Origin of the sequence: Aeromonas sp. sif2433, assembly GCF_019218705.1 — a bacterium.
Classification (GTDB): domain Bacteria; phylum Pseudomonadota; class Gammaproteobacteria; order Enterobacterales; family Aeromonadaceae; genus Aeromonas; species Aeromonas encheleia.
On sequence record NZ_JAHUXD010000008.1, the window covers coordinates 13,619 to 27,721 of the forward strand.

13 protein-coding genes and 1 tRNA gene are annotated in these 14,103 nt (G+C 62.8%); 7 read left to right on the top strand and 7 right to left on the bottom strand.

The window, feature by feature from the left end:
* Positions 1-73: 73 nt before the first annotated feature.
* The 7 genes from KW825_RS13400 to hemA all read right to left on the bottom strand — a co-directional run bounded on the left by KW825_RS13400 (position 74) and on the right by hemA (position 7,055).
* Positions 74-1,351: a dicarboxylate/amino acid:cation symporter gene (locus KW825_RS13400; protein ID WP_218329491.1), complete on the bottom strand. Its 1,278-nt coding sequence runs from the start codon at positions 1,349-1,351 to the stop codon at positions 74-76.
* 303 nt (positions 1,352-1,654) lie between these two features.
* Positions 1,655-2,509: a 3-deoxy-8-phosphooctulonate synthase gene (kdsA, locus tag KW825_RS13405; RefSeq protein ID WP_042652662.1), complete on the bottom strand. Its 855-nt coding sequence runs from the start codon at positions 2,507-2,509 to the stop codon at positions 1,655-1,657.
* Between the two features lie 11 nt (positions 2,510-2,520).
* Positions 2,521-3,321, bottom strand: a complete 801-nt coding sequence (locus KW825_RS13410; protein ID WP_218329492.1) for a SirB1 family protein — start codon at positions 3,319-3,321, stop codon at positions 2,521-2,523.
* 11 nt (positions 3,322-3,332) lie between these two features.
* Positions 3,333-3,719 (bottom strand): SirB2 family protein, encoded by a 387-nt coding sequence (locus KW825_RS13415; RefSeq protein WP_218290636.1) that lies wholly within the window; start codon positions 3,717-3,719, stop codon positions 3,333-3,335.
* A gap of 44 nt (positions 3,720-3,763) precedes the next feature.
* On the bottom strand, positions 3,764-4,600 hold the full coding sequence (gene prmC, locus KW825_RS13420) for a peptide chain release factor N(5)-glutamine methyltransferase (protein ID WP_218329493.1): 837 nt from the start codon (positions 4,598-4,600) through the stop codon (positions 3,764-3,766).
* Between the two features lie 55 nt (positions 4,601-4,655).
* Positions 4,656-5,744 (bottom strand): peptide chain release factor 1, encoded by a 1,089-nt coding sequence (gene prfA, locus KW825_RS13425; RefSeq protein ID WP_218290634.1) that lies wholly within the window; start codon positions 5,742-5,744, stop codon positions 4,656-4,658.
* 51 nt (positions 5,745-5,795) lie between these two features.
* Positions 5,796-7,055 (bottom strand): glutamyl-tRNA reductase, encoded by a 1,260-nt coding sequence (gene hemA, locus KW825_RS13430; RefSeq protein WP_042652667.1) that lies wholly within the window; start codon positions 7,053-7,055, stop codon positions 5,796-5,798.
* A 125-nt stretch (positions 7,056-7,180) separates the two neighbouring features.
* Between hemA and lolB the strand changes: the two genes are divergently transcribed.
* The 7 genes from lolB (at position 7,181) to ychF (ending at position 14,056) form a co-directional block, all read left to right on the top strand.
* Positions 7,181-7,759 (top strand): lipoprotein insertase outer membrane protein LolB, encoded by a 579-nt coding sequence (gene lolB, locus KW825_RS13435; RefSeq protein ID WP_042652668.1) that lies wholly within the window; start codon positions 7,181-7,183, stop codon positions 7,757-7,759.
* A gap of 26 nt (positions 7,760-7,785) precedes the next feature.
* Positions 7,786-8,673 (top strand): 4-(cytidine 5'-diphospho)-2-C-methyl-D-erythritol kinase, encoded by an 888-nt coding sequence (gene ispE / locus KW825_RS13440; protein WP_218329595.1) that lies wholly within the window; start codon positions 7,786-7,788, stop codon positions 8,671-8,673.
* A tRNA-Gln gene (locus KW825_RS13445) sits at positions 8,653-8,727 on the top strand. Before ispE ends, KW825_RS13445 begins: the two co-directional genes overlap by 21 nt.
* 273 nt (positions 8,728-9,000) lie before the next feature.
* Entirely contained in the window at positions 9,001-9,948 is a 948-nt protein-coding gene (locus KW825_RS13450; RefSeq protein WP_042652671.1) for a ribose-phosphate pyrophosphokinase, read from the top strand.
* Positions 9,949-10,041: 93 nt separating this feature from the next.
* Entirely contained in the window at positions 10,042-12,027 is a 1,986-nt protein-coding gene (locus tag KW825_RS13455; protein ID WP_218329494.1) for a bifunctional UDP-sugar hydrolase/5'-nucleotidase, read from the top strand.
* A 196-nt stretch (positions 12,028-12,223) separates the two neighbouring features.
* A complete protein-coding gene (gene pth, locus KW825_RS13460; protein WP_218329495.1) occupies positions 12,224-12,820 on the top strand; it encodes an aminoacyl-tRNA hydrolase in 597 nt (198 codons plus the stop codon).
* 144 nt (positions 12,821-12,964) lie between these two features.
* On the top strand, positions 12,965-14,056 hold the full coding sequence (gene ychF, locus KW825_RS13465) for a redox-regulated ATPase YchF (protein ID WP_218329496.1): 1,092 nt from the start codon (positions 12,965-12,967) through the stop codon (positions 14,054-14,056).
* Positions 14,057-14,103: the final 47 nt, after the last annotated feature.

Consider the following 14,103-nt stretch of genomic DNA (forward strand, 5'->3'; position numbering starts at 1 on the left):
CAGGCTCGATGGCAGAGGGGTCAAAGGCAAGTCTTGACGGCTTGGCGATGGCCGCCCCGCTCCCCCAGCCCCATCAATGCTGCTCGACCTTCACGGCAGGCCCATTGGCGAGCACCTCGTGCATCTGCTGCTCATCGAGTTGATCGCAGTAACGGGCCACCACCAGGGTGGCGACGCCGTTGCCGATGAGGTTGGTCAGGGCGCGCGCCTCCGACATGAAGCGATCTATTCCCAGGATCAGCGCCAACCCGGCGAGCGGCAGGTGCCCCACCGCCGAGATGGTGGCCGCCAGCACGATGAAGCCACTACCGGTGACCCCGGCCGCCCCCTTAGAGGAGATGAGCAGCACCACCAGCAGGGTGATCTGCTGGAACAGGTCCAGCGGCGTGTTGGTCGCCTGGGCGATGAAGATGGCCGCCATGGTCAGATAGATGGAGGTACCGTCCAGGTTGAAGGAGTAGCCGGTCGGGATCACCAGACCCACCACCGACTTCTTGCAGCCGAGCGCCTCCATCTTGACCAGCATGCGGGGCAATACGGATTCGGAAGAGGAGGTCCCCAGCACGATCAGCAGCTCTTCCTTGATATAGGCAATAAAGCGCAGGATGCTGAAACCATTGGCCCTGGCAATACTGCCCAGCACCATGAAGATAAACAGCAGGCAGGTCACATAGAAGCAGGCAATTAACTGGCCGAGCTGGACCAGTGAGCCGATACCGTATTTCCCTATGGTAAACGCCATGGCACCAAAGGCCCCAACCGGTGCCAATTTCATGATCATGTTGATGATGCCGAAAATAACCTGGGAGAAGCTGTCGATGACATTGAAGATTAATTTTCCCTTCTCGCCGATATGGTGCAGGGCAAAGCCGAACAACACCGCAAACAGCAATACCTGAAGAATATTGCCGCTGGCAAAGGCGCCGATCACGCTGCCCGGGATCACGTCCAGCAGGAAGGCGATGATGCCCTGCGACTTGGCTTGCTCGGCATAGGCCGAGATGGAGCTGGCATCCAGCGTGGCGGGATCCACGTTCATGCCGACCCCGGGCTGCAGCAGGTTGACCACACACAGGCCGATGACCAGGGCGATGGTGCTCACCACTTCAAAGTAGAGCAGCGCGATGGCACCGGTTTTCCCCACCGCCTTCATGCTCTCCATGCCGGCGATGCCGGTCACCACGGTACAGAAGATCACGGGGGCAATGATCATCTTGATTAATTTCACGAAGCCATCGCCCAGTGGCTTCATATCCGCGCCGAGATCGGGATAGATATGCCCCAGACACACCCCCAGGGTGATCGCGAGCAACACCTGAAAATAAAGGCTGCTGAATATTTTCTTGTGCATGATTAACGTCCTGTTAATTAATTGACACCGACATCGCAGAAATAAGCATGCAGAAATCCGTCACGAGAAATCACCGATCTCTCGCCAGCCTCATGCTATTTCGTCATCGTAACGGCGCCACTTTCACACGTTATAAAAAGCAATTAAGAGACATTAATCACACAACATATTTAACATCATTAACACCACAGCAACCATGGTATATTTGGTCGGTGATTTATTTTGGACCTTAATGAAAACATTCTGGATATAAAAATGCCCCGCATGGCGGGGCATTTTTCATCACGGAAGCTGAGCCGTGGATCAGATGGAGGTATCGAGGGGCTCGAAGCCCTTGATGAGGTCGTCGATCGCCTTCATCTGCTTCAAGAAACCTTCCAGCTTGTCCAGCGGCAGGGCGCTCGGGCCATCGCAGCGGGCCACTTTCGGATCGGGATGAGATTCGATAAACAGGCCGGCCAGGCCAACCGCCATGCCGGCGCGGGCCAGCTCGGCCACCTGCTCGCGGCGGCCACCGGAGGCGGCCCCCAGCGGATCGCGGCACTGCAGGGAGTGGGTCACGTCGAAGATCACCGGATAGCCGCCGGTGCTCTTCTTCATCACGCCCAGGCCCAGCATGTCCACCACCAGGTTGTCATAACCGAAGTTGGCGCCGCGTTCGCACAGGATCAGGCGATCGTTGCCGCACTCCTCGAACTTGTCGGTGATGTTCTTCATCTGGCTCGGGCTCAGGAACTGCGGCTTCTTGATGTTGATGACGTTGCCGGTGCGGGCCATGGCCTCCACCAGATCGGTCTGGCGCGCCAGGAAGGCGGGCAGCTGGATCACGTCCACCACCTCGGCGACCGGCTTGGCCTGATGCACCTCATGCAGATCCGAGATGACCGGCATGCCGAAGGTCGCCTTGAGCTCCTGGAAGATCTTCATCCCCTCTTCCAGACCCGGGCCCCGGTAGGAGTGGATGGAGGAGCGGTTGGCCTTGTCCCAGCTCGCCTTGAACACGAACGGGATGCCAAGCTTGCTGGTCACTTCCACGTACTTCTCGCACACCGCCATCGCCATGTCGCGGGATTCCAGCACGTTCATGCCGCCAAACAGCACGAACGGCTTGTCGTTGGCCACATCGATGTCGTTGATCTTGATATTTTTCTGTTCCATCTCAGGCATCCTTAATGGAGGGGCTTGGGGCTAAGATCCAGCGCGGCCAGCTGAGTCTTCAGCACGTCGGCCACCGGATCGTCCGGGCATTGTTCAATGAAGTATTCAAAGTCGTCGGCGGCGAAGCGGGGGCAGTCGAGCTGCTCGTAGATGAAGCCCCGATCCCGCGTCTCCAGCGGATCGCCTGGCTTCATGCGCAGCAGCAGCTCGCTGCAGCGCAGCGCCTCTGTCATGCGATCCTCCCGCAGCAGGGCGCCCTTGCTGACGTTGAGCAGCCGCTCGATGATCTCCCACTGCCCGCAGGGCTGCAGATGGTCATCGCTCAGGGTCGCCAGATTGCCGAGGGCGCCGCGCAGCAGCAGCTCGATGTGGTGCCGGCTCAGCTCATCGCCGCTGAAGGGGTCCACATAGACCTCCCCCTCGCTGCCGGCGAAGCTCACCAGGAAGTGGCCGGGGAAGCAGATCCCCTCCACATCCAGGCCTATCTTGCGGCCCAGCTGGATGATGAGGATGCCGAGGCTCACCGGGATGCCCTGCCTGCGCGCCAGCACCTGGGCCAGATCGCAGTTGACGGCCGAGAAGTAATCCTGCCAGTCGCCCCGAAAGCCCAGGGACTGGTAGAAACCCTGCAGCAGCTGGCGGCGCACCTCGTCACAGTTGCCCTCGGTAATCGTCTCGTCCAGCCAGCTATCGAGGTGGGCCAGCTCGGCCTCGCCAGAGCCGGTTCGACCCAGGATCTCGTCGCTGACGGAGAGCGCCAGCTCGGCCAGATCATGGGCCTCGAAGTCGGTCCATTCGTCCACACGTATCATCGTCATCATTCCTAACCGAACAGACTGGCCTGCTTCAGCACCGCGAGCTTGGCAATAAAGAACAGCCACCCCAGGGCTCCCAGGAAGGCAAACCAGCGGATGGTATTGCTGCGAGCCAGGCGCAGCGCCATCATGCCTAAGAATGCCACCACCAGGATGGCGGTCAGCTTCTCGCTGAGCCAGGGGGTGCCGTTGTTGAGCGGGTTGAGATCCAGCACCATGCACAGCAGCACGCCGGAGAGCACCACCAGCCCGTTGAGCCAGCCGCTCAGCTGCATGACCCCGCGGCTGTAGGCGCGGCCGGTGCCGCTGGTCTGAACCCAGTAAAAGCGCAGTATAAACATCAGCACCGCCGATGCTATCAGCATCAGATGCAGATGCTTGAGAACAACATACATAACCTGTCCTTGCACAAATAGGGCAGGCCCGGGCCTGCCCTCACTCAGGATTGAGCCAGGCACCCCAGGGTCACCCGCTCGTTATCGCCATAATCGCGCACGGTTGCCACCTGCTGGTAGCCATGCTGCAGCAGAAGTTGACGCACCGCTTCCCCTTGATCCCAGCCGTGCTCCAGCAGCAACCAGCCACCGGGCACCAGATGGGCCGGCGCCTGCGCCACTATGAGGCGGATATCCGCCAGCCCCTGCTCGTCCGCCACCAGGGCGGAGCGGGGCTCGAAGCGCACGTCACCCTCATCCAGATGGGGATCCGCACCGTCGATATAGGGCGGATTGGAGACGATCAGATCAAAGTGCGGGGCCTGCGCCAGTGGCTCGAACCAGCTGCCGTCCCGCACCTCGATGGGCAGCGCCAGCGCCGCGCTGTTGTGGCGGGCCAGGGCCGCCGCCTCGGGCATCCTGTCCACCGCCCACACAGTCGCATCGAGCCGTTCGGATTTGAGCGCGAGCGCGATGGCGCCGGTGCCGGTGCCGAGATCCAGCAGGCTGCAGGGGCCGGCTGGGAGTCGGGCCAGCGCCTGCTCCACCAGCACCTCGGTGTCGGGGCGCGGGATCAGGGTGGCCGGGCTCACCTTGAGGGGCAGCGACCAGAACTCACGCTCCCCCACCAGATGGGCGATGGGCTCGCCGGCCAGCCGGCGGACGAGCCAGCCGGCCAGGGTCGCCTGTTGGGCGCCATCGAGCTCGCGCTCAGGCCAGGTCATCAGGTAACTGCGCCGGCAGCCCAGCAGATGGCAGAGCAGCGCATCGGCGTCGGCACGGGGGGATTCCCCGGAGGCCAGGGTCGCCATGATGTGCGCGCGGGCCTGTTGGATCTGCATCAACCGTTCTCCGCCAGGGCTATCGCGCCAGGAGCGCGCGGCCGTCGGTTCAGCACTAGCTGTTTTCCGCCAGGGAGGCGAGCTGATCGGCCTGGTATTCCTGCACCAGCGGGGTGATCACGCAGTCGAGATCCCCTTCCAGGATCTCCCCCAGCCGGTAGAGGGTGAGGTTGATGCGGTGCTCGGACAGGCGCCCCTGGGGGTAGTTGTAGGTGCGGATGCGCTCGGAGCGATCGCCAGAGCCCACCAGGTTACGGCGGGTGCTCTGCTCGGCGGCGCGGTGGCGCTCGTCCTCGGCCGCCTGCAGGCGGGCGGAGAGCACCGACATCGCCTTGGCGCGGTTCTTGTGCTGGGAGCGCTCATCCTGGCACTCCACCACCAGCCCGGTCGGCAGGTGGGTGATGCGGATGGCGGAATCCGTCTTGTTGACGTGCTGACCACCGGCCCCGGAGGCGCGGAAGGTGTCTATCTTCAGGTCGTTTGTATTGATCTCGATCTGCTCGGCTTCCGGCACTTCCGGCAGCACGGCCACGGTACAGGCGGAGGTGTGCACCCGGCCCTGGGATTCGGTCTCCGGCACCCGCTGCACGCGATGGCCGCCGGACTCGAACTTGAGTCGACCGTAGACGCGCTCGCCGTCTACCTTGGCGATCACCTCCTTGTAGCCACCGTGCTCGCCGTCGTTGCAGCTGACGATGGAGACGCGCCAGCCCTGGCGCTCGGCGTAACGGGAATACATGCGGAACAGATCGCCGGCGAAGATCGCCGCCTCGTCACCGCCGGCCCCGGCGCGGATCTCCAGGTAGCAGTTGTTGTCATCCTTGGGGTCGCGCGGCAGCAGCATCACCTGCAGCGCCTGCTCCTGCTCCTCCAGCGCGGCCTTGACCAGCGGCAGCTCCTCCTGCGCCATCTCGCGCAAGTCGCTGTCGGCGTCCTCCAGCATCAGCTTGGTGGTCTCCAGATCGTCTTCGGCCTGGCGGAAGCGCTGGAAGGCGTGAACGATATCTTCCAGCTGGGCATATTCCCGGGTCAGGGCGCGGTAGCGATCCTGATCCGAGGCCACGCCGGGCTCGCCGAGCAGGGCCTGCACTTCTTCGTGGCGCTCGATGAGGCCTTCCAGCTTTCTGATCAGTGACGGATTCATAAATCTTGTGTTCTCGATGGAGGTAGGGGCGGCCGGCTGGCCACCCCGGCACTATGACTCTTGTGACAACCCCAGCACCTGCCGCAGTTGTGACAGCTTGTGGGCATCGCCCTGGGCTGCCGCCTGGCGCAAGGCCTGGGTCGGTGCGTGGATCAACTTGTTGGTGAGGCGGTGGGCCATGGCCTTGAGCGCCTGCTCGGCGCTCTCGCCCTGCTGCAGGGCCAGCAAGGCGCGCTGCAGCTCCTCGTCGGCGACCTGCTGGGATTGGTGCCGATAATCGCGAATGAGATCCACCGAGTGCTGGCTGCGATACCAGCCCATGAAGTCGTCGCGCTCTTCCTGCACGATGAGCTCCGCCTCGGCCGCGGCCTTCTTGCGGGTCTCGAGGTTCTGCTCGATGATGCCCTGCAGATCGTCCACCGTGTAGAGATAGGCATCGGACAGCTCATCCACCTCGGCCTCGATGTCCCGCGGCACGGCGATGTCCACCAGGAACATGGGTCGGCTGCGGCGGGCCTTGAGGGCGCGCTCCACCATGCCCTTGCCGAGGATGGGCAGGGGGCTGGCGGTCGAGCTGATGACGATGTCCGCCTCGTGCAGGTAGTCCGGGATCTCTTCCAGGGTCATCACCTGGGCACCGAACTCCTCGGCCAGCAGCTGGGCCCGCTGCAGGGTGCGGTTGGCCACCATCATCCGGGTGACGTTCTGCTCGCGCAGGTGACGGGCCACCAGCTCTATGGTCTCGCCGGCGCCGATCAGCAGCACCTTCGTCTGGGAGAGATCGGAGAAGATGCGGCGGGCCAGGCTCACGGCGGCGAAGGCCACCGACACGGCACTGGCGCCGATCTCGGTATCGGTACGCACCCGTTTCGCCACCGAGAAGGATTTCTGGAACAGCCGCTCAAGCGATCCCTTCAGCGCCTCGGATTGCTGGGCATGGGCGTAGGACTGCTTGATCTGCCCCAGGATCTGCGGCTCCCCCAACACCAGTGAGTCGAGACCGCAGGCGACCCGCATCAGGTGGCGCACCGCCTCTTCGTCCCGATGCTGATAGATGGCGGAGACCACCTCGGCCGCATCCAGCTTGTGGAAGGCCTGCAGCCAGTGCAGCACCTGCTCCCCCTCGCCGCGCTCCAGGCTGCAGTACAGCTCGGTGCGGTTGCAGGTGGAGACGATCACTGCCTCGCTGACACCGGGCTGCTCCACCAGCTCACGCAAGGCGCGATCGATGCAATCCGGGCCAAACGCGACCCGTTCCCGCAAGGCGACACTGGCGGTGTTGTGGTTGATTCCGAGGGCAAGCAGACTCATGAGTGGGTGGTGATCATTTCGTGCACAGGGTGTAAAGGCCGTCAATTGTACGAGAAAGGGTAAGTCTTTAAAAGCGATACGGCCGCCCCTTATACTGTGGCAAACCTCTTATCCGGAGCACGACCTTGTTCTTGCGTATTTTCTCCCTCGCCTGCCTGCTGTTGCTGGCCGGCTGTACCACTACCTCGCCCCAGCGGGATCAGGTCAACTGGCAGCAGGAACGCGCCCGTCTCGAGCAGCTGACTCACTGGCAGCTGTCGGGCAAGATGGCCATCATCACCGCCCAACAGAAGGGCAGCGCCCGCCTCAACTGGCAACAGGATGGCGACGACTATCGCCTCAATCTGAGCAGCATAGTCGGCACCCACATCCTGGAGCTCTCCCGCAGCAAGGGCGAGGTGACCCTGATAGACAACGACGGCAAGCAGCACCAGAGCCAGGACGCCGAGGCACTCATCTATCAGCTCACCGGCTGGAATATCCCGGTGCAGGGGCTGCCTGAATGGATCAAGGGGCTGCCGGGCAAGGCCGAGTTCGAGCTCAATCCCGATGCCAGCCTGGCCTCGGTGCGGGATGGCCAGTGGCAGATCGTCTACGGCGACTACCGGGATCAGGCCGGCTATCGCCTGCCCCATCTGCTGACCATGACGGGCCAGGGCAGCCGCCTCAAGTTGCAGATCAACCAATGGACCCTGACCCCCTGATGACCGCCGCTGACAAGCGCCCGTCGATGACGGCGATCCGCTGGCCCGCGCCGGCCAAGCTCAACCTGTTCCTGCACATCAATGGCCGTCGCCCGGACGGCTATCACGAGCTGCAGACCCTGTTCATCTTCCTCAGTCACGGCGACTGGCTGGAGTTCGATCCCCTGCCGGACACCGACTTGCTCACCCTGAGCCCGGCCATCCCCGGCGTGCCCGATGAACAGAACCTGATCATCCGGGCAGCACGGCTATTACAAAACAAGTTAGCCAGCCCGCAGGGGGCCCACATCCGGCTGGAAAAAAACCTGCCCATGGGCGGCGGCATCGGCGGCGGCTCCTCGGATGCGGCCACCACCCTGGTGGCGCTCAATCACCTCTGGCAGGCGGGTCTGAGTGAAGACGAGCTGGCGGATCTCGGGGTGCAGCTCGGGGCCGACGTGCCGGTGTTCGTGCGCGGGCGGGCCGCCTTCGCCGAGGGGGTCGGTGAGCGACTGCAACCGGTCGAGCTGCCGAGCGCCTGGTATCTGGTGCTCAAGCCCGATTGTCACGTGGCGACGGCCGCCGTGTTCCAGGATCCGGACCTGCCCAGAGCCACACCCAAGATGGCATTGCCCGATTCGCTGGATAAAAAGTGGCTGCTGGAGGGGGAGTGGAAAAACGATTGCGAATTGCTGGTGAAAAAGCGCCACCCCGAGGTTGCCAATGCGCTCGGCTGGTTGCTAGAATACGCGCCGTCAAGAATGACGGGCACTGGAGCCTGCGTCTTTGCTCAATTTGAAGACGAAGTGGCTGCTCGGAAGGTGTTGGCAAGGGTGCCGGAAGGCTGGGATGGGTTTATCGCCAAGGGCGAGAACATATCACCACTCTTCGTCACATTGCAACAAGTCAGTGATTGGGGTATCGCCAAGCGGTAAGGCAGCGGGTTTTGATCTCGCCATTCCTAGGTTCGAATCCTAGTACCCCAGCCATTCTCTTGGTGATTGAGATGGGCATATCGATGACGGTCCGGGGAGCAGTGAAGAGGCTATCTCATTCCTGTGTCCGGGTTCATTCCTCGATACCTCAGCAAGACACCACAGACAAGAAACTGCAAATGCAGCCAACTGTCGACTTGTGACATCACCTGGCCGGTGGCAACCTAGGGTGGCCCGACCCGTCAACGCGATAATCGTTTGCCCAAAGACGATACGGGTCTAAATCAGACCCTCCACATACTGGATGCAACCCCGAGGTTTCAAACCGTGCCTGACATGAAGCTGTTTGCTGGTAACGCAACGCCGGAACTAGCCCAGAAGATCGCAGATCGCCTGTTTATCAAACTCGGCAATGCTGCCGTAGGTCGCTTTAGCGACGGCGAGATCAGCGTACAGATCAATGAGAATGTACGTGGTGGCGATATCTTCATCATTCAATCCACCTGTGCCCCGACCAACGACAATTTGATGGAATTGATCGTCATGGTGGATGCACTGCGTCGTGCTTCAGCTGGCCGTATTACTGCCGTTATCCCCTACTTTGGTTATGCCCGTCAGGACCGCCGCGTCCGCTCCGCCCGTGTGCCCATCACCGCCAAGGTCGTCGCTGACTTCCTCTCCAGCGTGGGTGTGGACCGTGTGCTGACCGTTGACCTGCATGCCGAGCAGATCCAGGGCTTCTTCGACGTTCCGGTGGATAACGTGTTCGGCAGCCCTGTGCTGCTGGAAGACATGCTGTCCAAGAACCTCGAATCCCCCGTGGTTGTATCGCCGGACATCGGCGGCGTGGTGCGTGCCCGTGCCATCGCCAAGCTGCTGGACGACACCGACATCGCCATCATCGACAAGCGTCGTCCCCGCCCGAACGTCTCCCAGGTCATGCACCTGATCGGCGACGTGGCTGGCCGTGACTGCGTCATCGTCGACGACATGATCGATACCGGCGGCACCCTGTGCAAGGCGGCCGAAGCGCTGAAAGAGCGTGGCGCCAAGCGTGTGTTCGCCTATGCGACTCACCCTGTCTTCTCCGGCACCGCCGTGGAAAACATCAAGAACTCGGTCATCGACGAGCTGATCATCACCGACTCCATCCCGCTCACCGCGGAGATGAAGGCGATCGGCAAGGTCAAGCAGCTGACCCTGTCCACCGTGCTGGCCGAAGCCATCCGCCGGATCAGCAACGAAGAGTCCATCTCTGCCATGTTCGAGCATTGATAGACCCTGTTGTAACAAAAACCGCCGACTGGCGGTTTTTGTTTTTCTAGCCCAGTACGGTATTGCCCTGCCCCGACAGGTTAAGGATCCCCCATGAAGTGCTCGCGTCTCCTGCTACTCCTCCCCCTCTGCACTCTGCTCGCCGCCTGCCTGCCCGGCAAGGACAGCGCCCCCTTCACGCTGACCCTGGCGCACATGAACGACACCCACTCCCAGTTCGACCCGGTCAATGCCGAGCTGAAGGGAGCCATCTTTGGCAAGGAGAGTACGGATACCCTCTACAGCCGCTTCGGCGGCTACCCCCGGCTGCTGACCATGGCGAAGGCCTACCAGGCGGAGGCGCTCACCAAGAATCAGCCACTGTTGCTGCTGCACGGGGGCGACGCCTGGCAGGGCAGCGGTTACTTCAAGCTCAACGAGGGGATGGCCAACGCCGAGCTGCTGAGCCAGTTCGGCTTCGATGCCATGGCGCTCGGCAATCACGAGTTCGATCTCGACAGCCAGAAGCTGGCCCGCTTCATCGAGGGGGTGAACTTCCCGGTGCTGGCCGCCAACCTGGATGCCCGTGAGGATCCGGATCTGAGCCAGGCCCGCAACCTCAAGCCGTTCGTGGTCTATGCCTTCGATGGCAACCAGAAGATCCCGCTCACCGATCTCAGTCACCTGCCCGCAGACAAACCGCTGGTCGCCGTCATGGGACTGGTGCTGGAAGATATGGCCAACATCTCCCCCAACGTCGGCAAGCTGCGCTTTCGCAAGGAGGTCGAAACGGCCCAGGCCACGGTCGACCTGCTGCAGCAGAGAGGGATCAACCACATCATCGCCCTGACCCACATCGGCAACCAGCGCGATCTGGCGCTGGCGGCCGAGGTGAACGGGCTGGACGCCATAGTCGGCGGCCACTCCCACAGCCTGCTCGGCGACTTTGGCAACATCGGCTGGGGCAAGACCGGGGAATACGCGGCGCTGGTCACCAACCCGGACGGCGTCGGCATGACCTGCGTGGTGCAGGCCGGCGCCTACGCCCAGGCCATCGGCCTCGCCCGCCTCAGCTTCGACGCGCAAGGCCGCGTCATCGCCTGCAACGGCCAGAACCGGCTGCTGGCCAGCCGCGACTTCTTCGCCGATCCGGCCCGCCAGCAGCCGCTGGACAAGACCCGCAGCCAGCAGGCCGGCAAGTTCATCGACGCCCAGCCCAACCTGGTGACGGTGGATGAAGATCCACGGCTGCGCGGCATCATCGACAGCCACTTCAAACCGGCGCTGGAGCAGGCGTTCGGCCCCGTCATCGCCACCCTGCCGGCGCCGCTGCAAAATGCCCGTCGCCCCGGTGACAACGGCAGCGACAGCCACGGCTCCGCCGTTGCCCCCCTGGTGGCCGAGGGCCAATACTATTGGGCCAACCGCCCGGCGGTGCAGGCCCTGACCGGCGGCCCGGTCGACTTCGCCCTGCTGGCGGTGGGAGGCGTGCGCGCCGATCTGCCCGCCGGTGAGCTGCGCGAAGGGGAGCCGGCCCTCAGCCTGCTGCCGTTCAAGAATCAGCTCGCCGTGCTGACCCTGAGCGGCGCCGAGGTGCGTGCCCTGCTGACCGAGACCATCACCGCCACCCTGCCCGCCGGTGCCCACGCCGGCAAGTTCCCCTATGGCGGCCACCTGCGCTACCGCTTCACCGAGACAGTGCCGGGCAAGAGCGGCTCCCTGACCCGGTTGCAATGGCAGACGGCCGAGGGGCAGTGGCAGGATCTGGTCGATGAGCGGCGCTACCGGGTGGTGATGAATGCCTACAGCGCCAACGGCAACGACGGCTGGCAGGCACTGGCCCGTGCCCAGCAGCTGCGGGCCGAGCGGGTGGATCTTGCCTGGGTGGCGGACCAGCTGACCGCCTTCCCGGTCCTGCAGGTGGTGCAACAGGGCAATCAGCTGAGCGCCCGTTACGCACCGGGCCAAGCGCTCGACTGCCAGGCCGAGACCGTCAACTGCGGCACGGATGCGGCCTCCTTCGTGCAGTACATAAAGGAGCAGCGCCCGACCCTGACCGCCCTGAGTGAGCCCGTCGTCACCCTGCTGCGGGCCAGATAAGCAGGCACCGGCCACGACACAGGGCAAAAACGGGCCGGGCTAGGCCCGTTTTTTGCGGCCGTTGGCGACCCGTTGCCCGGTTATTCCCTCCGGTTGCCGAGCTTTGGTTGAGTGATCGCCAGTCGGCGGCTAGAATATTGCGTCCCATTGCCCTGGGCCATCTGTCCACGGCAAGCAGCGAGTGAAGACATCAAGCGTGACAAGTCAAATCAAACTGATTGTCGGGCTGGGTAATCCCGGCCCCGAATATGCCAAGACCCGTCACAATGCGGGCGCCTGGTATGTGGAGCAACTGGCCCGCTGGCACAATGTCAGCCTGCGTGAAGAGCCCAAGTTCTTCGGCCACACCGCCCGCATCCTGGTCGAGGGGCAGGATGTGCGGCTGCTCATCCCGAACACCTACATGAACCTCTCCGGCAAGGCCGTGGCGGCGCTCGCCCGGTTTTACCAGATAGCGCCGGAAGAGATGCTGGTGGCCCACGATGAACTGGACCTGCCCCCCGGCATCGCCAAGTTCAAGCAGGGCGGCGGTCACGGTGGTCACAATGGCCTCAAGGACATCATCGCCAAGATGGGCAACAACAATAACTTCTTCCGGCTGCGCCTCGGCATCGGCCATCCCGGCGCCAAGGAGCTGGTCGCCGGCTTCGTGCTGACCAAGGCGCCCAGCAGTGAACAGAGCCTGATCGAGGCCGCATTGGATGAATCCCTGCGCGCCACCGACATCCTGTTCAAGCAAGACATGACCAAGGCCATGAACCGCTTGCACAGCTTCAAGGCCGAGAAGGTATAGAGCGCGTCGGTGCGCAGTCGGCACCGGCTCACACAAGAGATGACCCGGGTCATGAGCGGTGTTGCCGCCTCAGGGCCCGAGCAAGCATGACATGGGTCGCCCAAGGGCGTCCCTCACAGCATCTATCAAGTAAGGTAACAATCCATGGGTTTTAAATGCGGTATCGTGGGCCTGCCCAATGTAGGCAAATCCACCCTGTTCAATGCGCTGACCAAGGCCGGCATCGAAGCCGCCAACTTCCCGTTCTGCACCATTGAGCCGAACACGGGTGTGGTCCCCATGCCGGATCCGCGTCTCGACCAGCTCGCTGCCATCATCAATCCGCAGCGCGTGGTGCCGACCACCATGGAATTCGTCGACATCGCCGGTCTGGTGGCAGGTGCCTCCAAGGGTGAGGGTCTGGGCAACCAGTTCCTGGCCAACATCCGCGAGACCGAGGCCATCGGCCACGTGGTGCGCTGCTTCGAGGATGACAACATCATCCACGTGGCGGGCAAGGTCTCCCCGGCCGACGACATCGAGGTGATCAACACCGAGCTGGCGCTGTCGGATCTGGACGCCTGCGAGCGCGCCATCCACCGCCAGTCCAAGCGTGCCAAGGGCGGCGACAAGGATGCCAAGCTGGAAGTGGAGACCCTGGAAAAAATTCGGGTTGTGCTGGAAGAGGGTCAGATGATCCGTGGCATGAAGCTGGACAAGGAAGAGCTGGCGGCCGTTGCCCACCTCAACTTCCTGACCCTCAAGCCCACCATGTACATCGCCAACGTGGCGGAAGACGGCTTCGACAACAACCCCTTCCTCGACAAGGTGCGTGAAATCGCCACCGCCGAGAACGCCGTGGTGGTCGTGGTCTGCTGCGCCATCGAGGCGGACATCGCCGAGCTGGACGACGCCGACCGCGCCGAATTCATGGCCGATCTGGGCATCGAAGAGCCGGGCCTGAACCGGGTGATCCGCTCCGGTTACGAGCTGCTGAACCTGCAGACCTACTTCACCGCCGGGGTGAAGGAAGTGCGCGCCTGGACCATTCCGGTCGGTGCCACCGCCCCGCAGGCGGCCGGCAAGATCCACACCGACTTCGAAAAAGGCTTTATTCGCGCACAGACCATCGCCTTCGATGACTTTATCACCTACAAGGGTGAGCAAGGTGCCAAGGAAGCGGGCAAGATGCGCGCCGAAGGGAAAGACTACATCGTCAAAGATGGCGATATCATGAACTTCCTGTTCAACGTCTAACCCCATGAGAGGCCAGCATTTGCTGGCCTCTTTGTGCTGGGTATCTG

Coding starts and splice junctions, on each gene's coding strand:
- KW825_RS13400 (WP_218329491.1), bottom strand. CDS start 1,351: ATGCACAAGAAAATATTCAGCAGCCTTTATTTTCAGGTGTTGCTCGCG.
- kdsA (WP_042652662.1), bottom strand. CDS start 2,509: ATGGAACAGAAAAATATCAAGATCAACGACATCGATGTGGCCAACGAC.
- KW825_RS13410 (WP_218329492.1), bottom strand. CDS start 3,321: ATGATACGTGTGGACGAATGGACCGACTTCGAGGCCCATGATCTGGCC.
- KW825_RS13415 (WP_218290636.1), bottom strand. CDS start 3,719: ATGTATGTTGTTCTCAAGCATCTGCATCTGATGCTGATAGCATCGGCG.
- prmC (WP_218329493.1), bottom strand. CDS start 4,600: ATGCAGATCCAACAGGCCCGCGCGCACATCATGGCGACCCTGGCCTCC.
- prfA (WP_218290634.1), bottom strand. CDS start 5,744: ATGAATCCGTCACTGATCAGAAAGCTGGAAGGCCTCATCGAGCGCCAC.
- hemA (WP_042652667.1), bottom strand. CDS start 7,055: ATGAGTCTGCTTGCCCTCGGAATCAACCACAACACCGCCAGTGTCGCC.
- ispE (WP_218329595.1), top strand. CDS start 7,786: ATGACGGCGATCCGCTGGCCCGCGCCGGCCAAGCTCAACCTGTTCCTG.
- KW825_RS13455 (WP_218329494.1), top strand. CDS start 10,042: ATGAAGTGCTCGCGTCTCCTGCTACTCCTCCCCCTCTGCACTCTGCTC.
- ychF (WP_218329496.1), top strand. CDS start 12,965: ATGGGTTTTAAATGCGGTATCGTGGGCCTGCCCAATGTAGGCAAATCC.